Source organism: Pseudomonas sp. L-22-4S-12 (assembly GCF_009799935.1).
GTDB lineage: Bacteria > Pseudomonadota > Gammaproteobacteria > Pseudomonadales > Pseudomonadaceae > Aquipseudomonas.
On sequence record NZ_WELL01000001.1, the window covers coordinates 999,408 to 1,022,611 of the forward strand.

Sequence of the window (23,204 nt, forward strand, 5' to 3'; positions counted from 1 at the left end):
CGCTTGGTTCGGTGACTGGCCGGTACTAACACGAACGACCGGTCGCCGCCTTTCGTTTGCGCGACATAAGAATTCATCCCCCCGTCACGAGGATTTGTGACGCCGGGGGTGCGTATGTACAATGTCTGCCCTTTGCCTGCGCCATGCTGGGGTTTTCCCCTGCGCGCGTGGCAGGTAGGTCGATGAATTAGAAAGCAATTTGCCTATAAAGGCAGCCTGGTGAGAGTCCCTATGAAAGCAGGTCTGTACCATCCTGATGAGTTCAAGGATAACTGCGGCTTCGGCTTGATCGCCCATATGCAGGGCGAGGCGAGTCACAACTTGCTGCAGACTGCCATTGAAGCCCTGACCTGTATGACCCACCGCGGCGGTATCAACGCCGACGGCAAGACCGGTGACGGTTGTGGTCTGCTGATCCAGAAGCCGGATCTGTTCCTGCGCGCCATGTCCGTGCAGCATTTCGGCGTCGAGCTGCCGCAGCAGTACGCCGTGGGCATGGTGTTCTTCAACCAGGACCCGGCCAAGGCCGAAGCCGCGCGCGCGAACATGAACCGCGAGATCCTCGCTGCCGGTCTGACCCTGGTTGGCTGGCGCAAGGTGCCGGTCGACACCAGCGTGCTCGGGCGCCTGGCCCTGGAGCGCCTGCCGCAGATCGAGCAGGTGTTCGTCGGCGGCGAAGGCCTGTCCGACCAGGACTTCGCCATCAAGCTGTTCAGTGCTCGTCGCCGCTCCTCGGTGGCCAACGCCGCCGACACCGACCACTACATCTGCAGCTTTTCGCCCAAGACCATCATCTACAAAGGCCTGATGATGCCGGCCGACCTGCAGCAGTTCTACCCGGATCTGGGTGACGAGCGCCTGCAGACCGCCATTTGCGTATTCCACCAGCGCTTCTCCACCAACACCCTGCCGAAATGGCCGCTGGCGCAGCCGTTCCGCTTCCTCGCCCACAACGGCGAGATCAACACCATCACCGGCAACCGCAACTGGGCCCAGGCCCGGCGCACCAAGTTTGCCAACGAGCTGATCCCGGATCTGGAAGAGCTCGGCCCGCTGGTCAACCGCGTCGGCTCCGACTCCTCGAGCATGGACAACATGCTCGAGCTGATGGTCACCGGCGGCATCGACCTGTTCCGCGGCGTGCGCATGATCATCCCGCCGGCCTGGCAGAACATGGAAACCATGGACGCCGACCTGCGCGCGTTCTATGAGTACAACTCCATGCACATGGAGCCGTGGGACGGCCCGGCCGGCGTGGTGCTGACCGACGGGCGCTATGCGGTCTGCCTGCTCGACCGCAACGGCCTGCGCCCGGCGCGCTGGGTTACCACCAAGAACGGCTACATCACCCTCGCCTCGGAAATCGGCGTGTGGAACTACCAGCCGGAAGACGTGCTGGCCAAGGGCCGCGTCGGCCCGGGGCAGATCCTCGCGGTGGATACCGAGACCGGCCAGGTGCTGAGCACCGACGACATCGACAACCGCCTGAAGTCGCGCCACCCCTATAAGCAGTGGCTGCGCCAGAATGCCGTGCGCATCCAGGCGACCCTGGCCGACGACCAGGGCGTGGCCAGCTACGATGCCGACCAGCTCAAGCAATACATGAAGATGTTCCAGGTCACCTTCGAGGAGCGTGACCAGGTGCTGCGGCCGCTCGCCGAACAGGGCCAGGAAGCGGTCGGTTCGATGGGCGATGACACGCCGATGGCCGTGCTGTCGCAGCGCGTGCGCTCGACCTACGACTATTTCCGCCAGCAGTTCGCCCAGGTCACCAACCCGCCGATCGACCCGCTGCGCGAAGCCATAGTCATGTCCCTGGAGATCTGCCTCGGCGCCGAGCGCAACATCTTCCAGGAGTCGCCTGAGCATGCGATCCGCGTGATCCTCAGCTCGCCGGTGATCTCGCCGGCCAAGTGGCGCTCGCTGATGGCCCTCAACGAGCCGGGCTTCGAACGCCACGTCATCGATCTCAACTATGACGAGAGCATTGGACTCGAGGCCGCGGTACGCAACATCGCCGACCAGGCCGAGGAAGCTGTGCGTGCCGGCAAGACCCAACTGGTGCTGAGCGACCGGCACATCGCCCCGGGCAAGCTGCCGGCCCACGCCTCGCTGGCCGTCGGCGCCGTGCACCATCGCCTGACCGAGACCGGCCTGCGTTGCGACAGCAACATCCTGGTCGAAACCGCCACCGCCCGCGACCCGCACCACTTCGCCGTGCTGCTCGGTTTCGGCGCCTCGGCGGTGTACCCGTACCTGGCCTACGAAGTGCTGGCCGATCTGATCCGCACCGGCGAAGTGCTCGGCGACCTGGACGAAGTGTTCAAGCACTACCGCAAGGGCATCTCCAAGGGTCTGCTGAAGATCCTGTCGAAGATGGGTATCTCCACCGTCGCCTCCTATCGCGGCGCGCAGCTGTTCGAAGCCGTCGGTCTGGCCGAGGAAGTGGTCGAGCTGAGCTTCCGTGGTGTGGCCAGCCGCCTGAAGGGCGCGCGCTTCGTCGATATCGAGGCCGAGCAGAAGCTGCTGGCCAATGAGGCCTGGAACAACCGCAAGGCCATCCAGCAGGGCGGCCTGCTCAAGTTCGTCTACGGCGGCGAGTACCACGCCTACAACCCGGACGTGGTCAACACCCTGCAGGCCGCCGTGCAGCAGGGCAACTACGAGAAGTACAAGGAATACGCGGCGCTGGTCGACACCCGTCCGGTGTCGATGCTGCGCGACCTGCTGCAGGTCAAACTGGCCGAGCAGCCGCTGGCGCTCGATCAGGTCGAGCCGCTGCAGGCGATCTTCAAACGCTTCGATGCCGCCGGGATCTCCCTCGGCGCGCTGTCGCCGGAAGCCCACGAAGCCATCGCCGAGGCGATGAACCGCATCGGTGGTCGTTCCAACTCCGGCGAGGGCGGCGAAGACCCGGCCCGCTACGGCACCGTGCGCAGCTCGAAGATCAAGCAGGTGGCCACCGGCCGTTTCGGCGTGACCCCGGAATACCTGGTCAACGCCGAAGTGCTGCAGATCAAGGTGGCCCAGGGCGCCAAGCCCGGTGAGGGCGGCCAGTTGCCCGGCGGCAAGGTCAATGGCCTGATCGCCCGCCTGCGCTATGCGGTACCCGGCGTGACCCTGATCTCGCCGCCGCCGCACCACGACATCTACTCGATCGAAGACCTGTCGCAGCTGATTTTCGACCTCAAGCAGGTCAACCCGCAGGCGCTGGTCTCGGTCAAGCTGGTGGCGGAAGCCGGTGTCGGCACTATCGCCGCCGGTGTGGCCAAGGCCTATGCCGACCTGATCACCATCTCCGGCTACGACGGCGGCACCGGCGCTTCGCCGCTGAGCTCGATCAAGTACGCCGGCAGTCCGTGGGAACTCGGCCTGGCCGAAACTCACCAGACCCTGCGCGGCAACGACCTGCGCGGCAAGGTGCGGGTGCAGACCGACGGCGGCCTGAAGACCGGCCTCGACGTGATCAAGGCCGCCATCCTCGGCGCCGAGAGCTTCGGCTTCGGCACCGGGCCGATGGTCGCGCTGGGCTGCAAGTACCTGCGCATCTGCCACCTGAACAACTGCGCCACCGGCGTCGCCACCCAGAACGACAAGCTGCGCAAGGACCACTTCATCGGCACCGTCGAGATGGTGGTGAACTACTTCACCTTCGTCGCCGAGGACACCCGCGAGTGGCTGGCCAAGCTGGGCGTACCGAGCCTGGGCGAGCTGATCGGGCGTACCGACCTGCTCGCGATGCTGCCGGGGGAAACCGCCAAGCAACAGCACCTGGACCTGTCGCCGCTGCTGGGCAGCGATCACGTGCCGGCTGACAAGCCGCAGTTCTGCGAAGTCGACCGCAACCCGCCGTTCGACCAGGGCCTGCTGGCCGAGAAGATGGTCGAGGTGGCCAAGGGTGCGATTGCCGGCAAGAGCGGCGGCGAGTTCGAACTGGATATCTGCAACTGCGACCGCTCGATCGGCGCGCGGATTTCCGGCGAGATTGCCAAGGCCCACGGCAACCAGGGCATGAAGGACGCGCCGATCACCTTCCGCTTCAAGGGCACCGCCGGGCAGAGCTTCGGCGTGTGGAACGCCGGCGGCCTGAACATGTACCTGGAAGGCGACGCCAACGACTACGTCGGCAAGGGCATGACCGGTGGCAAGCTGGTCATCGTTCCGCCCAAGGGCAGCCCGTTCAAGACCCAGGAGTCTGCCATCATCGGCAACACCTGCCTGTACGGCGCGACCGGCGGCAAGCTGTTCGCCGTCGGCACCGCGGGCGAGCGTTTCGCCGTGCGCAACTCCGGCGCCCACGCCGTGGTGGAAGGCACCGGCGACCATTGCTGCGAATACATGACCGGCGGCTTCGTCTGCGTGCTGGGCAAGACCGGGGTGAACTTCGGTTCCGGCATGACCGGCGGCTTCGCCTACGTGCTCGACCAGGACAATACCTTCGTCGACCGCGTCAACCATGAGCTGGTGGAAATCCAACGCATCAACAACGAAGCCATGGAAGCCTACCGCAGTCACCTGCAGGGCGTGCTGGCCGAGTATGTGGCGGAGACCGGCAGCGAGTGGGGCAGCAACCTGCTGGAAAACCTGGACGACTACCTGCGCAAGTTCTGGCTGGTCAAACCGAAAGCGGCAAGCCTGGGCTCGCTGCTCAGCAGCACCCGTGCTAACCCGCAGTAATTGCGCCTGAAGTAGTTGATGAGGTTTTGAAATGACTGAACGTCTGAACAACGACTTCCAGTTCATCGAAGTCGGGCGCAAGGATCCGAAGAAGAAGCTCCTGCGCCAGCGCAAGAAGGAATTCGTGGAGATCTACGAAGCCTTCAAGCCGGCCCAGGCCGCCGACCAGGCACACCGTTGTCTGGGTTGCGGCAACCCCTATTGCGAGTGGAAGTGCCCGGTGCACAATTTCATTCCCAACTGGTTGAAGCTGGTTTCCGAAGGCAACATCCTGGCCGCCGCCGAGCTGAGCCACCAGACCAACACCCTGCCGGAAGTCTGCGGCCGCGTGTGCCCGCAGGACCGCCTGTGCGAGGGCGCCTGCACCCTCAACGACGGCTTCGGCGCGGTGACTATCGGTTCGGTGGAGAAGTACATCACCGACACCGCCTTTGCCATGGGCTGGCGCCCGGACATGTCCAAGGTCAAGCCGACCGGCAAGCGCGTCGCGGTGATCGGTGCCGGCCCGGCCGGCCTCGGCTGCGCCGACGTGCTGGTACGCAACGGCGTGACCCCAGTGGTGTTCGACAAGAACCCGGAAATCGGCGGCCTGCTGACCTTCGGCATCCCCGAGTTCAAGCTGGAGAAGAGCGTGCTCAGCCGCCGCCGTGAAGTCTTCACCGGCATGGGCGTGGAGTTCCGCCTGAACACCGAAATCGGCAAGGACATCACCCTCGACCAGCTGCTGGCCGAATACGATGCCGTGTTCATGGGCATGGGCACCTACACCTACATGAAGGGTGGCTTCCCCGGTGAAGACCTGCCGGGTGTCAGCGATGCCCTCGACTTCCTGATCGCCAACGTCAACCGCAACCTCGGCTTTGAAAAGAGTGCGGAAGACTTTATCGACATGAAGGGCAAGCGCGTGGTGGTGCTCGGCGGTGGCGACACGGCGATGGACTGCAACCGCACCTCCATCCGCCAGGGCGCCAAGTCGGTCACCTGTGCCTACCGTCGTGACGAAGAAAACATGCCGGGTTCGCGCAAGGAAGTGAAGAATGCCAAGGAAGAGGGCGTGAAGTTCCTCTTCAACCGCCAACCCATCGCCATCGTCGGCGAGGACAAGGTGGAAGGCGTCAAGGTGGTCGAGACCCGTCTCGGCGAACCGGACGCCCGTGGCCGCCGCAGCCCCGAGCCGATCCCCGGTTCCGAGGAAATCATCCCGGCCGACGCCGTGCTGATCGCCTTCGGTTTCCGTCCGAGCCCGGCGGCCTGGTTCAGCGACTTCCAGATCGCAACCGACAGCCAGGGCCGCGTGGTGGCGCCGGAGCAGAGCCAGTTCAAGCACCAGACCAGCAACCCGAAGATCTTCGCCGGTGGCGACATGGTCCGCGGTTCCGACCTGGTGGTGACGGCGATCTTCGAAGGCCGCAATGCCGCCGAAGGGATTTTGGATTACCTCGGCGTGTAGGTGGGGTTGAGCTCGCGAAGCCCAATGGCGCAGACGAGCTCGGCACAGGTGTTGCGACAGTCGCTGTCCGTTGGGCTTCGTCGCGGTGCTTCTCAACCCAACCTACGACGCGGCAAATCGTCGCGACAGACAAAAGGCACGGCACTCGCCGTGCCTTTTGTTTTGCGCTCTGCGAAAATGCCCACACTTTTTCTGCGCCACGGTGCGCGGCGCCCCTGTGACCTGGGAGCCCGCCCGAAGTAGGGGGACGCCGCTGTCCGGCATCCGCATACTCTGCACCGTGAAGTTTCCCTGCCGATTTTTCCAGGAATCCTGCCGATGTCCGCTCTGAAGAACGACCGTTTCCTCCGTGCCCTGCTCAAGCAGCCCGTCGACGTCACCCCGGTGTGGATGATGCGCCAGGCCGGTCGTTACCTGCCGGAGTACCGCGCCACCCGCGCCAAGGCCGGCAACTTCGTGAACCTGATGAAGAACCCGGAGCTGGCTTGCGAGGTCACCATCCAGCCGCTGGACCGCTACCCGCAGCTGGACGCGGCCATCCTGTTCTCCGACATCCTCACCATCCCCGACGCCATGGGCCAGGGCCTGTACTTCGAGACCGGCGAAGGCCCGCGCTTCCAGAAGGTGATCAGTTCCATGGCCGACATCGAGGCCCTGCCGATTCCCGATGCGGAACAGGACCTGGGCTACGTGATGGACGCCGTGCGCACCATCCGTCGCGAGCTGAACGGCCGCGTGCCGCTGATCGGCTTCTCCGGCAGCCCCTGGACCCTGGCCACCTACATGGTCGAGGGCGGCTCGTCGAAGGACTTCCGCAAGTCCAAGGCCATGCTCTACGACAACCCGCAGGCCATGCACGCGCTGCTCGACAAGCTGGCCCTTTCGGTCACCGCCTATCTCAACGGCCAGATCAAGGCCGGCGCCCAGGCCGTGCAGATCTTCGACTCCTGGGGCGGCAGCCTGTCGGCGGCGGCTTATCAGGAGTTCTCCCTGGCCTATATGAAGAAGATCGTCGACGGCCTGATCCGCGAGCATGACGGCCGCCGCGTGCCGGTGATCCTGTTCACCAAGGGTGGCGGCCTGTGGCTGGAGTCCATGGCCGAGACCGGCGCCGAGGCCCTGGGCCTGGACTGGACCTGCGATATCGGCAGCGCCCGCGCCCGCGTCGGCGCCAAGGTGGCCCTGCAGGGCAACATGGACCCGAGCGTGCTGTATGCCAACCCGGCGGCGATCCGTGCCGAGGTGGCGCGCATCCTCGCCAGCTATGGCCACGGCAGCGGCCAGGTGTTCAACCTTGGCCACGGCATCACCCCGGAAGTCGACCCGGCCCATGCCGGCGCCTTCTTCGAGGCGGTGCACGAACTGTCCGCGCAGTACCACGGCTGAGAGCCTGCTGCTCGTCAGCCAATAAGAAAGGGCCGCTATTGCGGCCCTTTCTTGTTACTGCGCGGAGCTGGGGACTTCGGCCAGCAACTGGTCGATCACCGGAGTCATCTTGGTTTCCGTGCTCTGCCACTTCTTCACCGCCAGCAGGCCGCGACCGCGGAAGCGGTAATAGGCACTGGCGCGCAGCTGGCCCTGTGGGTCGCGGATATTCAGCTCGGCCAGCGACAGATAGGTCACCACCGACCAGGAACGCTTGGCGGTGTAGGTCAGTAGCAGCGGGCAGTCGTCGGCGCCGGCCGGCTGGGTGCGCCGGGTGTTGATGCCGTGGCGGGCGAAGCCGCGCTCCAGCACGCCGAGGAAGTCGTCGACCCGCACCTGCGGATTTTCCTCAATGCACAGCGCGTCGACGGGGGCGGTTTTCAGCGGTTCGACGCGGATCACCGTGCAGGCACTGCTCAGGCCGATCAGGCCCAGCAGCAGGAGAAGGCGGGGGCGGAACAGGGGCGGGGCGGGCATGGTCAGCTTCCTTGGATGATCGCCTGACATGCCGTCGAACGGCCACTGCGCCAGTGGCAACGCCTGGGCGTTGCCGGCTAAAACGAAGCCCGCGTCACGCTCGGCCGTGCCGGGTGATGCGGGCTGGGGCGGGGTGGCCGAGTGAGCCACCGCGGGGCTTACTTGACGGTCGCCAGGTCACCCTTGAGCGCAACACCGGCCATGATCGCGCCGGCGTGGCATTCGTAGTTCTGCGCGTTCTTGTACTCGATGTTCTTGTAGTTGCTGGCCAGGTTGACCACGGCGTTGGCGCCGGCGGCCTTGGCGGCGTTCTGGAAGGCGATCAGCGCCGACTGCAGGGCCCAGGAGCAGGCGCCTTCGTCGCTCTTGTTGAAGGCGTTGGTCTTCTTGCTGGTGGTCACGCCCGAGCGCACGACGCTGACCTTGCCGGCAGGCTGGGTGCCGGCCAGGTAGAACTTCACGCTGCCATCCAGGCGCCCGGCGGCGGTGGCTTCCTGCACGGCGGCCTGGAAGTCCGGGAACAGGGTGGTGTCGCGGGCCTGGCTGACGCTCGGCAGGGTGGCGGCACACAGCAGGGCGGCCAGGGTCCAGTTCTTCATTTGCATAGTCGTCTCCTTGACGATAAGTGACTCACAGGGTTTTCGGCAGGTTCAGCTGGTACAGGATCTCGGCGCGCAGGTTGTTGACCCAGCGATTGTAGTTGCGATGAATTTCGCCGTCCTCGTAGTCCAGGCCCAGGCTGTCGCGGTAGCGGATCCGGAAGCCGGAGGGACTGTAGTCGATGCTGACCCAGGCGCGGTGGCGCTGGCGCACATCGATCAAGGCCAGGACTCGCGTCGGTTCGACCCGTTGCACCTGCCAGTGGCGGGCCTCCAGGGCGCTGACTATGGCCTGCTGCAGCTGGCTGAGCTCGCGGTCGGCCGGCAGCTTCGCCTCGGGCTGCAGCAGCGGCTTGGAGGTGCAGGCGGCCAGGCCGAACAGGGCCAGGGCGATGAGGAGAACTCTGAGGTGGCGGGTCATGCACGACTCCCTGTCGATGGCTTCAGTTCCAGCGCTTGAAGATCAGCGAGGTATTCACCCCGCCAAAGGCGAAGTTGTTGTTCATCACGTACTGGTTGCTCATCTGGCGGAATTCGCCGCGCAGGTAGTCCAGTTCGGCGCAGGCCGGGTCGATCTGGTCGAGGTTGAGGGTTGGCGCGTAGCGGTCGGCATTCATCATCTCGATGCTGAACCAGGACTCCAGCGCCCCGCAGGCACCCAGGGTGTGACCGAAGAAGCTCTTCTGCGAGCTGATCGGCATCTGCGCGCCGAACAGGCTGTGGGTGGCCTGGCTCTCGGCGATGTCTCCTTGCTCGGTGGCGGTGCCGTGGCCGTTGACGTAGCCGATGGCACTCGGCGGCAGGCCGGCATCGGCCAGGGCCAGTTCCATCGCGCCACGCATGGTCGCCTGTTCCGGTTTGGTCGCGTGGATGCCGTCGGAGTTGCAGCCGAAGCCGACGATCTCGGCATGGATGGTGGCGCCACGCGCCAGCGCGTGTTCCAGCTCTTCCAGCACCAGGATGCCGGCGCCTTCGCCGATCACCAGGCCGTCGCGGCCGCTGTCGTAGGGGCGCGGCGACAGGTGCGGGGTGTCGTTCTTTAGGCTGGTGGCGTACAGCGCGTCGAACACCATGGCCTCGGTCGGGCACAGCTCCTCGGCGCCGCCGGCCAGCATCATCGGCAGGCGACCGAACTTGATCGCCTCGTAGGCGTAGCCGATACCCTGGCTGCCGCTGGTGCAGGCGCTGGAGGTGGGAATCAAACGGCCCTTGAGGCCGAAGAAGATGCTGATATTGGCTGCCGTGGTGTGCGGCATCATGCGGATATAGGAGTTGGCGTTGAGGCCGTCTGCGACGGAGTTGAGCAGCATATTGCCGAACGCCTTGATCTCGTCGGTGCTGCCGGTGGACGAGCCGCAGGCCACGCCCATACGGCCGTCCTGGATGCGCTCGTCACCGAGCAGGCCGGCGTGCTCCAGCGCGCGCTCGGCGGCGTACACCGCCAGTTTGGACACCCGGCCCATGCTGCGCGTCTGCTTGCGCGTCCAGCGCTTGGGCTGGACGAAGTCGTCCACCGGGCCGCCGAGGCGGGTGTTCAACTCGCCGAAGCGGTCCCACTCCGCCATGTAGCGAATGCCGCTCTTGCCGGCCCGGAAGTTGGCTTCGATGCTCGCCCAGTCGCTACCCAGCGAGGTGATGCCGGCCATGCCGGTAACTACCACTCGTTTCATCAGCACAACCCACCATTCACCGCGAGGACCTGGCGGGTAATGTACGCCGCCTCCTCGGACATCAGGAAATTCACCGCACCGGCGACTTCTTCCGGGGTACCCATGCGCGCCGCCGGCACCATCTTGAGGATTTCCTCCACCGGCACCTGCTCGTCGAGGATCTCGGTATCGATCAGCCCCGGCGCCACGCAGTTGACCGTAATCTTGCGCTTGCCCAGCTCGATGGCCAGGGCCTTGGCCGCGCCGATCACGCCGGCCTTGGAGGCGCTGTAGTTGACCTGGCCACGGTTGCCGATCAGCCCGGAGACCGAGGTGATGCAGACGATGCGCCCGGCCTTGCGGCGGCGGATCATCGGCATGCACAGCGGGTGCAGGACATTGTAGAAACCGTCCAGGTTGGTGCGCAGCACCTGGTCCCAGTCGTCTTCGGAGAGCGCCGGGAAGGCGCCGTCGCGGGTCAGCCCGGCGTTGCACACCACGCCGTAGTAGGCGCCGTGCTGCTCGACATCGGCCTCGAGGGCCGCGCGGCAGGCGGCGCGATCGGATACGTCGAACTGCAGGATGCGAGCCTGCTGACCCAGCTCGGCGATCTGCCTTTGCACCGCCTCGGCTTCATCGCGGCGCGAGCGGCAGTGCAGCACGAGGTCGTAGCCGGAACGCGCCAGGCGCAGGGCGATGGCTTTGCCGATGCCGCGACTGGAGCCGGTGACCAGAATGGTTTCGCTCATGACTGATGATCCTGGAGTTCTTCCTGAAGATAACTGGCCACCTGCGGTGGGCGGAATACGTTGAGGCGGGCGAATACCTCGATGCCGGGGCCGCTCAGGCGGCATTCGAACACACCCATGCCGTTGTCGTCCTGCAGGGTGCGGGTGGCCTGGATATGCAGCTCGGCACCGAGCGGGAAACACTCGACGTTGCACTCGTACTTGCGCGTGCCGAGCAGGAAGCCCAGCTCCACCGGCAGGCCGGCCTGGCGGGCCTGGCAGCCGGCGTAGGCGGCTACGCTCTGCGCCATCAGCTCGATGCCGACCCAGGCCGGCAGGCTGCCATCGGCCTGGTTGAACAGGCCGCCGGGGCGCACGGTGAGGCGGGTTTCCACGTCGTCGTCGCCGAAGCGCAGCACTTCGTCGATGAGGATCATGTTGCCGGCATGCGGGATCAGCTCGGCGATCGGCCAGCGGCTCATGGCGCGTCCCCCAGGATCAGACTGACATTGCTGCCGCCGAAGGCGAAGGAGTTGCTCATCAGCCGCCGCCCGCCGGTTTTGCCCAAGCGCGTGCCGGGCGTGACCAGCTGCAGGGCCGGCAGCTCCGGTTCGCCCTGGCCGTCCCACAGGTGCGGCGGCAACAGCGCGTCGGGGTTGTACTCGCTCAGGCTCAGCCAGCAGAACGCCGCTTCCAGCGCCCCGGCGGCGCCGAGGGTATGGCCGGTCAGCGGCTTGCTCGAGGAGCAGGGCACCCCGGCGGGGAAGATCGCCGCTGTGGCCAGGCTTTCCATGGCGTCGTTGTGCGTGGTGGCGGTGCCATGCAGGTTGAGGTAGTCGATCTCGCTGGCAACCAAACCGGCACTTTGCAGCGCCTGGTGCATCGCCGCCTGGGCACCGAGGCCCTGCGGGTGCGGCGCGGAAATATGGTGGGCGTCGGAGCTGGCGCCGCCGCCGAAGAAGGCGATCGGGGCCGGCTCTTTAGTCATAGGCTCTTTAGTCATCAAGAACAGCGCCGCACCCTCGCCGATATTGATGCCGTGGCGGTTGCGCGAGAACGGGTTGCACGGCTCGGCGGATACCGCTTCGAGCGCCGAGAAGCCGTTCAGGGTCAGCCGACACAGGCTGTCCACGCCGCCGCCGATCACCGCATCGCACAGCCCCTGTTGCAGCAGACGATGGGCGCTGAGCAGGGCGCGGGCGCTGGAGGTGCAGGCGGTGGAGATGCTGTAGCACGGACCGTCCAGGCCCAGCCAGGCGGCGAGGAAGCTGGCCGGGGCGACCAGTTCCTGCTGGGCGTAGTGGTAGTGCGCCGGCAGCGCGCCCTGGTTGTAGTACTGGGCGATGCTCTGGCTGGCTTCGGCGATGCCCGAGGTGCTGGTGCCGAGCACCACGCCGACGCGGCTGGCGCCATAGCGGGCGATGGCTTCACGCAGCGGCGCTTCGATCTGCAGGGCGGCGGCCAGCAGCAGCTGGTTGTTGCGGCTCGGCGGCAGCGCCAGGTCGGGCAGTGCGGGCAGTTCGCCACGCACGGCGCCGACGGTCAGCTCGCGTTCGGCGACCCAGCCGGGCTCGGCGCGCATGCCGCTGGCATCGCCGGCGAACAGTGCGCGGGCCACGGCTTGCTTGCCCTGGCCGAGGGCGCAGAGCAGGCCGAGGGCGTTGAGGTAACTGGGCATCAAGGGCTTTCTTCCGGTTGCAGCGGCGCGACCTGGTAGTGCAGGTCGGGCGGGGTGTTCAGGCTGAAGTGCAGCGGCGTGCGGTAGTCGATCCGCCAGTCCGGCTTGAGTCGGCGCTGGTCAGCAGCAGCCAGTTGCCAGTCGCCTTGCGGATAGCGCTGCGCCAGCTCGGCGCTGGGCGTCAAAGCGAACAGCAGGGCGGCGAACAGCTCGCGGGCCTCGGCATTCGGTGGCAGCAGGCCGTCATTGCGCCATTGGCCATTGTCCAGCAGCTGGCGCGCCAGCGGCACGCCGAGCGGGTCGAACAGCGACCAGCGCAGCGCGGTGCCCTCTGCCTGCACCACCAGCAGCCAGTCGGCACTGGTTCCGGCCTGCGCGCGCTGGATATGCAGCGACAGCGGCAGGCTCAGGCTCGGCGCGAATTCCGGCAACGGCGTGCGGCTGGCGCAGGCGCCGAGCAGCAGGCCGAGCAGGAGGACGAAGGAGCAGCGCAGCAACGGCATGTTCGGCTCAGTTCATCGCACAGATTTCGGCGAGCACGCCGAGGCGGCGCTTGGGCTCGGCGACATAGGGATTGTTCAGGTCCCAGGCGTAGCCGGCGAGGATCGAGCAGATCATCCGGCGGATTTCCGGCTGGGCCTTCTCGTAATAGATCACGTCCTGGAAGCTGCCGTCGTACCAGCCTTCGACATAGGCGCGGAAGGTGTCGACGCCGCGCTTCAGCGGGATGGCGAAGTCCTGCTCCCAGTCCACTGCCTCGCCGCTCAGCTGGCGGTGTAGCAGGCCGGCGGCCATGCTCGCCGAGCGCATGGCGATTGTCACCCCGGAGGAAAACACCGGGTCGAGGAATTCGGCGGCGTTGCCCAGCAGGGCGAAGCCTGGGCCGTGCAGGCTCTTGACGTTGGCCGAGTAGCCTTTCAGCTCGCGCACCGGGGTGTCCCACACGGCGTTTTGCAGGACGTTGCCAAGCGACGGCGTTTCCGCGACGAACTGGCGTAGGCAGGCCTCCATGTCCTCGGGGTAGCCCTCGTAGCGCCCGGCCTCGGCGACCACGCCCAGCGAGCAGCGGCCGTTGCTGAACGGGATGGTCCAGAACCACACGTCGCGCAGGGTCGGGTGGGTGGTGATGAGGATCTTCTCGCGGTCGAAGCCGGCGTCGGCGGCGATGCGGTCCTCGACATGGGTGAACAGCGCGCGGCGCATCGGCATGTTGGACGGGGTGTCGAGGTCGAGCAGGCGCGGCAGCACGCGGCCGTAGCCGCTGCCATCGAGGACGAAGGCGCACTCGACCTGATACTCGACGCCATCGGCCAGGCGGCGCACGGTCAGGCGCGGGCAGGCGCCGCTGAAGTCGACGGCAGTGATCTCTTCCTCGTAGCGGATCTCCACGCCCTGACGCTCGGCGTCATCGGCCAGCACCTTGTCGAAGCTGGCGCGCAGCACCTGGTAGGTGGAGCCTTTGCCCGGAGTGAATTTGTCGCGGAAGTCGAACTCGGTGTAGCGCTCGCCCCAGGCGAAGGCCGCGCCGTGCTTGGTCTGGAAGCCGGCGGCCTGCACCGCCTCGAGCATCCCGGCTTCCTCGACGAAGTCCAGGCAGTGCGACAGCAGGCTTTCGCCGATGGAGAAGCGCGGGAAACGCTGGCGCTCCAGCACCAGTACGTCGTGGCCGTTGCGCTTGAGCAGGGCGGCGGCGATGGCACCGGAGGGGCCGGCGCCGATTACCACGACCTGGCGTTGTTCGAGTTCAGGAGTGTTCATAGTGGCTTCTTGCCTCATGGGTCGTGGTGGCAGGACGAGGGTAGGCGCCGGTGAAGGCCGGCAGCAAGGTGGAGATCAGGCCCATCAGCATCAGGGCAAAGTACAGCTGGGTGCTGATCACCTGCTGATGCAGCAGCAGGTTGAGGAAAACGATTTCGGTCAGGCCGCGGGTGTTCAGCAGCACGCTCTCGCGCCACTGCCCGGGGCTCGGTGCCAGGCGCCCGGCCGCCCAGCTCAGGCCCAGCCAGTTGCCCAGCAGCTTGCTGGTGATCGGCAGCAGCAACAGCGCGCCGAACTGCAGCCAGGAATAGCCCAGCCAGGCATTCTGCCAGTCGATCTGCAGCAGACCGTAAGCCAGGATCAGCGGCACCGCCAGCCAGGTCTGCAGGGCGGCGAACACGCTGCTCGGCAGCGGCAGGCGCAGCGGTACACGCAGCGCGGCGCTGCACAGCAGGTAGGCGATGCCGAACACTAGGGCATTCAGTTTGAGCTGTTGCATGACCAGCAGCAGCACCAGGAAACACAGACCGTTGAAGCGCGCCGAACGGCACGGCAGCAGCTTGAACAGCAGCGGCAGGCTGGCAGCCAGCAGCGGCCAGAGCAGGGTGGCCGGCGCGCTGCTGCCCTGGGCCAGGCCGAAGATCAACCAGCACAGCAGGTCCATGAGAATCGCCGCCTGCAGCAACTGGCGGATGCGTGGGGCGGGGTAGCGCAGGTGCTGCAGGTAGAGGAACAGCACCGGGATGGCGGTCAGGGCGAACAGCAGGCCGACGGCGATGCTGCCCAGCAGGCTCTGCGCCGGCAGCAGCCACAGCGCACAGGCCAGGCCGCAGAAGAACGGCAGGAAGAAGCTCGGCAAGGCGATCTTCACACTGTCGGCCTGTAGGTCGAGGTCGATCACATCGCTGAGGATATGCCCCAGCAGCAGGGTGAAGGCCACGCCGTACAGCGGCTTGAGCCAGTCGGCGGCGAGCAGCTCGCTGGCGCCGAAACCCAGGGGCGCGCTCCACTGCATCAGCAGCGGCAGGCCGAGGGTGGCCAGCAGCAACTGGCTGACAATCGGAATCAGGCGCAGGCGGCTGCCCAGCCAGGTGGCGGCGGCGAACAGGCCGAGCAGGCCGAGCCAGAACAGCGCGATGCTCATGCCGGCACCGCCTTGGCCTGGGGCTCACGGGTGCCGGCCCACGGCGCGAGGATGAAGCAGAACAGCAGGCCGAGGCTGATCGCCAGGCCGAAGTTGGCGATGGCCGGGGTGTCGCTGACCAGCAGCAGGCCGAACGACAGCCAGCTGGTCAGCGCCGAGAGCAGGGTGCCGAGCAGGCTGACCGCGGCGCCGCCGATGTTCTCGCGCATGAGGATGGCGTAGTCCACGCCGATGGCGGTGATCAGCAGCAGGCCGAACAGGCTGAACAGGGTCAGCGGCTGGCCCAGCCAGCCGAGCCCGGCCAGGGCGGCGAGGGCCGCCAGCAGCGGCAGGCAGACCACGCGCAGGGCGCCGGCCAGGCCGAAGGGAATGCACAGCAGCAAGAGGATCGCCGCGCTGGCGACCAGCTTGAGCTGCGCGGCGCTGAGTTGGGTGGCACTGAACAGGCCGTTCAGCTCGCCGAGGCGGTCGACCAGCTGCACACCGGGCAGGTCCGCGCCGAGGCTGTGCAGCAGGGCGCTGTCGGCCTGGCCCTGCAGGCTGACCAGGCCGGCCACGCCCTCGCCGTTGCTGCCCAGCCATAGCGCCCGCCAGGCTTCGCCCAGCGGGCCGGCCAGGGCCTGGTCGAGGGTGGGCTGCGCGCCGTCGGTCAGTTCGTTCAGCTCGGCCTGCAGCGCGGCGGCTGGAATGCCCATGGCCAGCAGCGGCTGCCAGTGCTGCGGCAGACGTTGCAGGGCGTCGCGCAGCGGTTGGCGCTGGCTGTCGGCGGCAACCAGTTGGCTGAGCGCGCGGTAACCGCGCAACTGGCCGGCGGCCACGGCCTGGTCGAGGCGCTGGGCGAGAGCGGCCTGGCGTTCGAGCAGCTGCGCTTCGTCGGGCGCGCGCACCAGGAAGAACTGGCTGGTGGGTTGCTGCCCGGTCAGCTCGGCGATGCGTTTGGCCTCGGCGAGCAGTTGCGGCTCCTGGCCCAGCCACTGGCGGATATCGTTCTGCGTGTGCAATTGCCACAGGCCGCCGGCGCAGAACAGCAGCAACAGGGCCAGCAGCGGCAGGCTGCCGACGCGGCCCAGCAGGCGCGCGCGCAGGGCCAGCAGGGCGCTGCTGAAACCGAGCAGACTGGGCGGCGGACGCAGGCGCAGGCCATTGAGCCAGGCCGGCAGCAGGCACACCGAGCACAGGTAGGCGCCGATCAGCCCGGCGGCGGAGAACAGGGCGATCTGGGTCAGCGCCGGGAACGGGGTGAAGGCCAGCGCCAGGTAACCGACTAGGTTGGTGCCCAGGCTCAGGGTCAGCCCCGGCAGGGTGGCGCGCAGGGCGCCCCAGCTGGTCCAGTCAGCGCTGCCCCAGCTCTTGCTCAGGTAGTGCTGCGGGTAGTCGGCGGCCACGCCGATCAGGCTGGCGCCGAGTACCAGGGTCAGCACGTTGATCTGGCCGAACACCAATACGCAGGCGGTGCAGCCGGCCAGCAGGGCGACGCCGATCGGCAGCAGGCTGACCAGCACGCGCGGGCGGCGGAACGCCAGCAGCAACAGCAGCAGGGTGCCGAGGGTGGCGCCACCGCCGATCCAGCTGACTTCGCGGGTGGCCGTGGCCTGGCCGGCGGCGGCATACAGCACGCCGCCGGCGGCCAGCAGTTGACCGCCGGCGGCCGTCACCTCGGCCCGCGCCGCCGCCACGCTGGCGGCAATCGCCGGTGGTGCTTGCATGTCGAAGGCGCTGCCGAGGGTGCGCACGCGCAGCAGGGCCCAGGTCATGCCCGGTTCTTCCAGCAGCAGGGCGCCGCTGCCGAGGTCGGCCTGAATGCGGCTGTTCGGGTTCAGCGCCTGCTGGGCGCGGCTGCCGATACCCAGCCAGTCCTGCTCGGGCGGCAACAGGTTGAAGCCGGCGAAGGTGTCGAATAATTGAGCGCTGCGTTGCTGGATAAAGACCTCCGGCTGCTCGATCAGCAACTGGCGATCCGCCGCCGGCAACAGGGCCAGGCGGCTGGCGCGCAGTTGCTGGCGCAGCACGGCCAGGTCGCTGTCCAGGCTCCATTGCACCCGCTCGAAGCGCTGGCTGGCCTGCCACTGCTGGCCGAGCCGCTGCACCAGGGCAATCGCCTGCTGGCGCTGCGGATGGCCGACCAGCAACAGCAGGTCGCGATTCAGCGGCTCCTGCATGCGCCGCTCGGCCTGTTGCACCAGCTCGTCACCGGCGCCCTTGGGCAGCAGGGCGAGCATGCTCGCCGCCACCGGCGGGCCGTTGCGCCACTGCCAGGCGGCCAGGACCAGCAGTGCCAGCAGGGCGACGCTGAACAGGCGCGGCAGGCTGCGCTGGGCGGTGAAGGACTTAGCGGGCAAAGGCATCTCGCTCCTGCGCGCTGAGGGCATCGCCCGCCTTGCTCTGCGGCATGTGCATGAGCGTGCGGTCACCCTGGGTCTCGTGCAGTTCGATGCGCTCGACCAGGGCGCCGCCGTCGATGCGGATGCTGCTGAATATCTGCTTGAGCAGCAGCGAGTGGGGGATCAGGGTCAGTTGCCAGGCCGCGCTGCTGCCGCTCAGTTGCAGCTCGAAGTCGCGCTCCAGGCCCGAGTGGTCGCCCTTGAGCACGGCGAGGAACAGCCGGCTCTGCTGGGCGGCGACGTCCTGGCCGGGCTGCAGTTGCCAGCCTTGTGGTGTGCGGCGGGCGATGCCGTTGGCGTCGATGCGGTAGTCCTGGGTCAGCGGGCTGCGCAGCTGCCAGAGCAGGCCGGCGTCGCGGCTGAGGACGAACTCGCCATGGCTGGTCAGCGGCTGGGGCAGGGCGCGCAGGTGCTTTTCTTGGATGAACGGGCCGCGGACTACGGCGGGTTTGGCCAGTTGGGCGCCCAGTTCGGTTAGGTCGAAGGCGTGGGCGGTCTGCGCTGCAAGGAGCAGGCACAGGGCTTTTAGTGTTTGGCTGATTGCTGTGCTGGCCTTGGCTTTTGGTTGCGCCCCCCCGGGCGCGTCACTTTTTCTTGCTTGCCCAAGAAAAAGTAACCAAAAAGAAGGGCCCCCCGACATCCGGGTCTCGCTGCGCTCGACTGCCCTCGCTCCGGCACTGCTCCGGGGGCCGTCACGAAGGGACATCCCTGTCCCATCGTGACTCGCTCGGCGTCCTGCCGAGCGCCCCCCTGCGCAGCGCCTGCACTCGGCCTCCTGACGGGGAGTTGGCGCGCTTGATGTTTCATCGGGTGTGAGAGGCTCTTTCGCGGTCTGTAAGAGCGAGCTCTGCCCCTCTCCCCAACCCTCTCCCATAAATGGGAGAGGGGGTAGGCCGTGCAGGTTGAGACGTCGTAGCCCGGATGAAATCCGGGGAAGGGAGTCCGGCTGGGTGTCGTTCCCGGATTTCATCCGGGCTACACGATGGGGGAAAACCTCAAGCCAGCTACTGCCTGTGATGTGATTCCCGTGGGTCGGGCCGGGAAACGGGGTCCCCTCAGGAGGCCGAGTGGAATCCGTGCGTAAGGGGTTGAGCGGCATGGATGCCGCGAGAGCCGCGATGGGCCAGGGATGGCCCTTCGCGGCGGGCCCTTGGAGCACGGATGGAGCGAGGGAAGTCGAGCGTAGCGAGACCCGGATGTGGGGCGCGCTTTCTCTTTGGTTACTTTCTCTTTGCGCGCGCAAAGAGAAAGTAACTCGCCCGGCGGGGCGAAACAAAACCGTCAGCGAGCGCAGGAAATCGGCTAAGCGCTGCTCAGTGGGCGGAAACAGAGCGTTCAGCAAATTTAGAAAGCCAGCCGGGCTAGAAACACTCACGCAATAGCCCTCTCCACCGCCTCGACAAACACGCGGGGTGAAGCCAGCAGCATCTCCCGTGTGGCGATCTCCACCGCCACCTGCACGCTGCTGCCGCGAGTCATGCGTTCACCCGTGGCGGCGTCAGTGATCAGGTAGTGGATCTTCAGGCGGTTCTCCCACTCGACCAGATCGGCGCGCACCACGATCTTTTGGCCGAACTGGGCGCCGCGGATATAGCGCAGCTGCAGGTCGATCACCGGCCAGGCGTAGCCGGCGTCGCGCATCTGCCGGTAGTTGTGGTCGAGCTTGTCGAGCAAGGCGCAGCGCGCTTCTTCGAAGTATTTGACGTAGTGGCCATGCCAGACCACTTCCAGCATGTCGACGTCGAAGAAGGGAACGGCCAGTTCGATCTGGGCCTGCAGCACACCTTCCTTACGCATGGGCAGTGACTCCAGGCGCATTGCGCTGTTGTAGGAGCCAGCTTGCTGGCGATCCGGGCTGGCACAAGGGCATCGCCAGCAAGCTGGCTCCTACAGGGGTGGTTCGCGGCTTATGCATACAGCCTCCAGTGCTGGGCGCGGATGCGCTCCAGGCACAGGCGCAGTTCGCCTTCCAGAGCGCGATCCTCGATCACCGGGTGGAAGTCGGCGGCCAGCTGCTCGCGCATGGCGGCAACGGGTGCGGGGATATCGATCTTGCCATCGCGCTGGCGCAGCCAGACGCCCTGATTGGCGGCCAACAGGGTGGCGGCGGCGACCTGTTCGCTCAGTTCCAGGCTGCGCAGGGCATCGCGGGCGGCGATGGTGCCCATGCTCACCTTGTCCTGGTTGTGGCACTCGGTGGAACGCGAGAATACGCTGGCCGGCATGGTGTTTTTCAGCGCTTCGGCGGTCCAGGCGCTGGTGCCGATCTGCACGGCCTTGAAGCCGTGGTTGATCATCGCGGTGACGCTCGGTGCACCGGACAGGTTGCTCGGCAGGCCGTGGTTGTAGCGCACGTCGACCAGCAGGGCGAGCTGGCGGTCGAGCAGGTCGGCGACGTTGCCCACCAGGTTCTTCAGGCTGTCCATGGCGAAGGCGATATGCCCGCCGTAGAAGTGCCCGCCATGCAGCACGCGCTCGGCTTCGGCATCGATCAGCGGGTTGTCGTTGGCGCTGTTCAGTTCGGTCTCGATGAACTGCCGGAGCAGGCCCAGGCTGTCGGCCAGCACGCCGAGCACATGGGGCGCGCAGCGCAGCGAGTAGCGGTCCTGCAGGCGGTGCAGCGGCGCGGTCGGCGCGTCGATGGCGAGGTCCTGGCGCAGCCAGGCGGCGACCTGCATCTGCCCCGGGTGCGGCTTGGCGGCGAACAGGCGCTCGTCGAAGTGCTCCGGGTTGCCTTCCAGCGCCACCACGTTGAGTGCGGTGATGCGCGTGGCCAGCTTGAGCAGGTAGTCGGCGCGCGAATAGGCCAGGCAGGCCAGGGCGGTCATCACCGCAGTGCCGTTCATCAGCGCCAGGGCTTCCTTGGGGCGCAGGGTCAGCGGCGTCCAGCCCAGTTCGTTGTGCACCTCGGCGGCGCTGCGGCGTTCGCCCTGGTACAGCACTTCCCGTTCGCCGCTGAGGGTGGCGGCGACGTAGGACAGTGGCGTCAGGTCGCCGCTGGCGCCGACCGAGCCTTCTTCCGGGATCAGCGGCAGCACATCGTGATCGAGGAATGCCTGCAAGCGCTCCAGCAGCTCCACGCGCACGCCGGAGATGCCATAGCACAGCGACTGCAGGCGCGCGGCCAGCACGGCGCGGGTGCTGGCCGGATCGAGCAGCTTGCCCAGGCCGCAACCGTGGAAGGTAAACAGGTGCTTGGGCAGGGCCTCGACCTGGTGCAGCGGCACGGCCACCACGCAGGAGTCGCCGTAGCCGGTGGTGACGCCGTAGATCACGCCTTCCTTGTCCAGCAGGGTGTCGAGAAAGCGCGCGCCCTTGGCGATCTTCTCGCGGTAGGCGGCGTCGTCCTGCAGCTGCGCGCGGGCCTGGCGCTGGGACAGGGCCACGACCTGCTCGATGGACAGGTGGGCTTCGCCGAAGATCACCGGGTCAGGCTGATGTGTCGTCATGTGCATTCCAGAACGGATAAAAGTTGAACCATTGCAGGGGAGCGTTCAGGCAGCGTTCGCCCAGGCGCTCGGCATAGCGTTGTACCCACTGGCGGATCACCGCCTCGCGCTCGCTGCGCTTCCACTCGATGCGCTCGGCGAACGGCTCGATGATCACCTGGTAGCGGCCGTCGATCTTCAGGCAGTTGAGCAGGTTGACCGAACAATGCAGCAGCCCGGCCAGCAGCCACGGACCTTGCGGGAAGGCGGCGGGCTGGCCGAGGAAGTCCACGCTGACGTTGCGCCCGCCGTGCAGCGGCACGCGGTCGCCGGCGATCGCCAGCCACTCGCCGCGCTCCAGGCGCTCGGACAATTGCAGCATGATCGCCGGGTCCAGTTCGCTGACCTGGATCAGCCGCAGGTGACTGGCGCCGGCCTCGCCGAGCAGGCGGTTGAACTGTTCGGCGTGCTTGGTGTGCACCAGCACGTTCATCTGCACGTGCTCGCCGAGTTCGGCCAGGGCGCGGCAGACCTCGAGGTTGCCCAGGTGCGCGCCGACCAGCATCTGCCCGCGTTCCTGGCGATGCAGCTGGCCGCGCAGGTCGTGCGGGTCGACCAGGGTGATCTGCTCCAGGCCGAGCTTGCCGTTCCACACGTCGAGCTTGTCCAGCAGGGTGTCGGCGAAGCTCATGAACTGGCGGAACACCCGGCGCCGGCTCGGGCGTAGCTCGTCGCGGCCGCTCCAGGCGGCGAGGTTGGCCTGGTACTGCCAGATGCTGCGCCGCGCCTGGGCGCCGAAGACGAAGAAATACAGGACGATGGCGTAGATCAGCGGGCTGATCAGGCGCCGGCCGAGCAGGCGCGCCAGCACCGCGGTGAGCTTCATCAGCGCGTAGCTGCCGCGTTCGCGCTGGCCGGCCCAGTGGGCTGCCGGTTGCTGGCTCATGCCTGCCACCGTCGCCAGAGGATCATTGGGGCGCGCAGCAACATGCCGAAGAACAGCTTGGCGTGCATCTTCGAGATCAGCGCGTTGTCCAGCCACAGACGGAAGTGCGAGAGGCCGTCCAGCGGGTAGTGCACCTGGGTCGGCAGCCAGCGCATCGGCTGATTGCGCCAGGCCAGGCGCACCAGGATCTCGGTGTCGAAATCCATGCGCTTGCCCAGCCGGCAGCTGTCGATCAGCGCCAGGGTGGCGGGCAACGGGTAGACGCGGAAGCCGCACATGGAGTCGCGGATCGCCAGCGACAGGCTGTTGATCCACACCCAGACGTGGGTCAGGTAGCGTGCGTACAGGCGGCTCTTCGGCACGCTGTCGTCGTACACCGGGTAGCCGCAGATCAGCGCCTGCGGGTGGACACGGGATTCGGCGAGAAAATCGGAGACATCGCTGAGGTCGTGCTGGCCATCGGCGTCGACCTGCAGCGCGTGGCTGAAGCCCAGACGCTGCGCTTCACGCAGACCGGCCATCACCGCGCCGCCCTTGCCCTGGTTGACCACCAGGCGCACCAGGAAGGTGTCGGCCTGTTCGGCCAGCCGGTCGATTACGGCAGCGCAGGCGGGGCTGGAGGCATCGTCGACCAGCACGCAGGGCAGGCCGGCGTCGCGCAGGGCGGCGACCACCACGGGCAGTGCGTGTTCGTGGTTGTACACCGGGATGAGGGCGCAGGGCTTATGCATGGCCAGGCTCCGCGCCAAGGCCTGGCGTAGATGGCGTGTAGGTTGGTGCTGAGGAACGAAGCCCAACATGTGCTGCGTTGGTCGTTGGGCTTCGCAGGCTCAGCACCAACCTACGCAAGCCGGCATGCACCCT

General features: G+C 66.9%; 19 protein-coding genes. 3 read left to right on the top strand and 16 right to left on the bottom strand.

Annotated elements, in window-relative coordinates; translation table 11 throughout:
• The first annotated feature begins 231 nt into the window (after positions 1-231).
• The 3 genes from gltB (at position 232) to hemE (ending at position 7,513) form a co-directional block, all read left to right on the top strand.
• Positions 232-4,677, top strand: coding sequence for a glutamate synthase large subunit (gltB, locus tag F3I16_RS04565; RefSeq protein WP_160492530.1), 4,446 nt, complete (start codon positions 232-234; stop codon positions 4,675-4,677).
• 31 nt (positions 4,678-4,708) lie between these two features.
• Positions 4,709-6,127, top strand: a complete 1,419-nt coding sequence (locus F3I16_RS04570; RefSeq protein ID WP_160492531.1) for an FAD-dependent oxidoreductase — start codon at positions 4,709-4,711, stop codon at positions 6,125-6,127.
• A gap of 318 nt (positions 6,128-6,445) precedes the next feature.
• Positions 6,446-7,513 (top strand): uroporphyrinogen decarboxylase, encoded by a 1,068-nt coding sequence (gene hemE, locus F3I16_RS04575; protein WP_160492532.1) that lies wholly within the window; start codon positions 6,446-6,448, stop codon positions 7,511-7,513.
• 54 nt (positions 7,514-7,567) lie between these two features.
• On the opposite strand, the gene F3I16_RS04580 is transcribed toward hemE, so the two are convergent.
• The 16 genes from F3I16_RS04580 to F3I16_RS04655 all read right to left on the bottom strand — a co-directional run bounded on the left by F3I16_RS04580 (position 7,568) and on the right by F3I16_RS04655 (position 23,071).
• Positions 7,568-8,029, bottom strand: coding sequence for a hypothetical protein (locus F3I16_RS04580; RefSeq protein WP_160492533.1), 462 nt, complete (start codon positions 8,027-8,029; stop codon positions 7,568-7,570).
• Positions 8,030-8,187: 158 nt separating this feature from the next.
• Positions 8,188-8,634, bottom strand: coding sequence for an excinuclease (locus tag F3I16_RS04585; protein ID WP_160492534.1), 447 nt, complete (start codon positions 8,632-8,634; stop codon positions 8,188-8,190).
• A gap of 25 nt (positions 8,635-8,659) precedes the next feature.
• Positions 8,660-9,049, bottom strand: coding sequence for a hypothetical protein (locus F3I16_RS04590; protein WP_160492535.1), 390 nt, complete (start codon positions 9,047-9,049; stop codon positions 8,660-8,662).
• Between the two features lie 22 nt (positions 9,050-9,071).
• A complete protein-coding gene (locus F3I16_RS04595; RefSeq protein ID WP_160492536.1) occupies positions 9,072-10,298 on the bottom strand; it encodes a beta-ketoacyl-ACP synthase in 1,227 nt (408 codons plus the stop codon).
• Positions 10,298-11,026, bottom strand: a complete 729-nt coding sequence (gene fabG, locus F3I16_RS04600) for a 3-oxoacyl-ACP reductase FabG (protein WP_160492537.1) — start codon at positions 11,024-11,026, stop codon at positions 10,298-10,300. The genes F3I16_RS04595 and fabG overlap by 1 nt, the downstream gene beginning before the upstream one ends.
• A complete protein-coding gene (locus F3I16_RS04605; protein ID WP_160492538.1) occupies positions 11,023-11,487 on the bottom strand; it encodes a hotdog family protein in 465 nt (154 codons plus the stop codon). Before F3I16_RS04605 ends, fabG begins: the two co-directional genes overlap by 4 nt.
• Positions 11,484-12,683, bottom strand: coding sequence for a beta-ketoacyl-[acyl-carrier-protein] synthase family protein (locus F3I16_RS04610; protein ID WP_160492539.1), 1,200 nt, complete (start codon positions 12,681-12,683; stop codon positions 11,484-11,486). Before F3I16_RS04610 ends, F3I16_RS04605 begins: the two co-directional genes overlap by 4 nt.
• Positions 12,683-13,186 carry a DUF3261 domain-containing protein gene (locus tag F3I16_RS04615; RefSeq protein ID WP_160492540.1) on the bottom strand — a complete coding sequence of 168 codons (504 nt, stop codon included), beginning with the start codon at positions 13,184-13,186 and terminating at the stop codon, positions 12,683-12,685. The genes F3I16_RS04610 and F3I16_RS04615 overlap by 1 nt, the downstream gene beginning before the upstream one ends.
• Before the next feature lie 7 nt (positions 13,187-13,193).
• Positions 13,194-14,441, bottom strand: coding sequence for an NAD(P)/FAD-dependent oxidoreductase (locus tag F3I16_RS04620; protein WP_160492541.1), 1,248 nt, complete (start codon positions 14,439-14,441; stop codon positions 13,194-13,196).
• Positions 14,428-15,585: a sodium:proton antiporter gene (locus tag F3I16_RS04625; protein WP_160492542.1), complete on the bottom strand. Its 1,158-nt coding sequence runs from the start codon at positions 15,583-15,585 to the stop codon at positions 14,428-14,430. Before F3I16_RS04625 ends, F3I16_RS04620 begins: the two co-directional genes overlap by 14 nt.
• The gene (locus tag F3I16_RS04630; protein WP_160492543.1) at positions 15,582-17,930 is read right to left on the bottom strand and encodes an MMPL family transporter; all 2,349 of its coding nucleotides are present in this window, start codon (positions 17,928-17,930) and stop codon (positions 15,582-15,584) included. The genes F3I16_RS04625 and F3I16_RS04630 overlap by 4 nt, the downstream gene beginning before the upstream one ends.
• Positions 17,914-18,606: an outer membrane lipoprotein carrier protein LolA gene (locus F3I16_RS04635; RefSeq protein WP_160492914.1), complete on the bottom strand. Its 693-nt coding sequence runs from the start codon at positions 18,604-18,606 to the stop codon at positions 17,914-17,916. Before F3I16_RS04635 ends, F3I16_RS04630 begins: the two co-directional genes overlap by 17 nt.
• A gap of 731 nt (positions 18,607-19,337) precedes the next feature.
• Complete coding sequence (locus F3I16_RS04640) at positions 19,338-19,763, bottom strand: thioesterase family protein (RefSeq protein WP_160492544.1); 426 nt, start codon at positions 19,761-19,763, stop codon at positions 19,338-19,340.
• A gap of 110 nt (positions 19,764-19,873) precedes the next feature.
• Entirely contained in the window at positions 19,874-21,415 is a 1,542-nt protein-coding gene (hutH, locus tag F3I16_RS04645) for a histidine ammonia-lyase (protein ID WP_160492545.1), read from the bottom strand.
• Positions 21,396-22,340, bottom strand: a complete 945-nt coding sequence (locus tag F3I16_RS04650) for a glycosyl transferase (protein ID WP_160492546.1) — start codon at positions 22,338-22,340, stop codon at positions 21,396-21,398. Before F3I16_RS04650 ends, hutH begins: the two co-directional genes overlap by 20 nt.
• Positions 22,337-23,071 (bottom strand): glycosyltransferase family 2 protein, encoded by a 735-nt coding sequence (locus F3I16_RS04655; RefSeq protein ID WP_160492547.1) that lies wholly within the window; start codon positions 23,069-23,071, stop codon positions 22,337-22,339. The genes F3I16_RS04650 and F3I16_RS04655 overlap by 4 nt, the downstream gene beginning before the upstream one ends.
• Positions 23,072-23,204 lie beyond the last annotated feature (133 nt).

Bases quoted from the DNA above. Each gene is read 5' to 3' on its own strand.
- gltB (WP_160492530.1), top strand. From the start codon at position 232: ATGAAAGCAGGTCTGTACCATCCTGATGAGTTCAAGGATAACTGCGGC.
- F3I16_RS04570 (WP_160492531.1), top strand. From the start codon at position 4,709: ATGACTGAACGTCTGAACAACGACTTCCAGTTCATCGAAGTCGGGCGC.
- hemE (WP_160492532.1), top strand. From the start codon at position 6,446: ATGTCCGCTCTGAAGAACGACCGTTTCCTCCGTGCCCTGCTCAAGCAG.
- F3I16_RS04580 (WP_160492533.1), bottom strand. From the start codon at position 8,029: ATGCCCGCCCCGCCCCTGTTCCGCCCCCGCCTTCTCCTGCTGCTGGGC.
- F3I16_RS04585 (WP_160492534.1), bottom strand. From the start codon at position 8,634: ATGCAAATGAAGAACTGGACCCTGGCCGCCCTGCTGTGTGCCGCCACC.
- F3I16_RS04590 (WP_160492535.1), bottom strand. From the start codon at position 9,049: ATGACCCGCCACCTCAGAGTTCTCCTCATCGCCCTGGCCCTGTTCGGC.
- F3I16_RS04595 (WP_160492536.1), bottom strand. From the start codon at position 10,298: ATGAAACGAGTGGTAGTTACCGGCATGGCCGGCATCACCTCGCTGGGT.
- fabG (WP_160492537.1), bottom strand. From the start codon at position 11,026: ATGAGCGAAACCATTCTGGTCACCGGCTCCAGTCGCGGCATCGGCAAA.
- F3I16_RS04605 (WP_160492538.1), bottom strand. From the start codon at position 11,487: ATGAGCCGCTGGCCGATCGCCGAGCTGATCCCGCATGCCGGCAACATG.
- F3I16_RS04610 (WP_160492539.1), bottom strand. From the start codon at position 12,683: ATGCCCAGTTACCTCAACGCCCTCGGCCTGCTCTGCGCCCTCGGCCAG.
- F3I16_RS04615 (WP_160492540.1), bottom strand. From the start codon at position 13,186: ATGCCGTTGCTGCGCTGCTCCTTCGTCCTCCTGCTCGGCCTGCTGCTC.
- F3I16_RS04620 (WP_160492541.1), bottom strand. From the start codon at position 14,441: ATGAACACTCCTGAACTCGAACAACGCCAGGTCGTGGTAATCGGCGCC.
- F3I16_RS04625 (WP_160492542.1), bottom strand. From the start codon at position 15,585: ATGAGCATCGCGCTGTTCTGGCTCGGCCTGCTCGGCCTGTTCGCCGCC.
- F3I16_RS04630 (WP_160492543.1), bottom strand. From the start codon at position 17,930: ATGCCTTTGCCCGCTAAGTCCTTCACCGCCCAGCGCAGCCTGCCGCGC.
- F3I16_RS04635 (WP_160492914.1), bottom strand. From the start codon at position 18,606: ATGTCGGGGGGCCCTTCTTTTTGGTTACTTTTTCTTGGGCAAGCAAGA.
- F3I16_RS04640 (WP_160492544.1), bottom strand. From the start codon at position 19,763: ATGCGTAAGGAAGGTGTGCTGCAGGCCCAGATCGAACTGGCCGTTCCC.
- hutH (WP_160492545.1), bottom strand. From the start codon at position 21,415: ATGACGACACATCAGCCTGACCCGGTGATCTTCGGCGAAGCCCACCTG.
- F3I16_RS04650 (WP_160492546.1), bottom strand. From the start codon at position 22,340: ATGAGCCAGCAACCGGCAGCCCACTGGGCCGGCCAGCGCGAACGCGGC.
- F3I16_RS04655 (WP_160492547.1), bottom strand. From the start codon at position 23,071: ATGCATAAGCCCTGCGCCCTCATCCCGGTGTACAACCACGAACACGCA.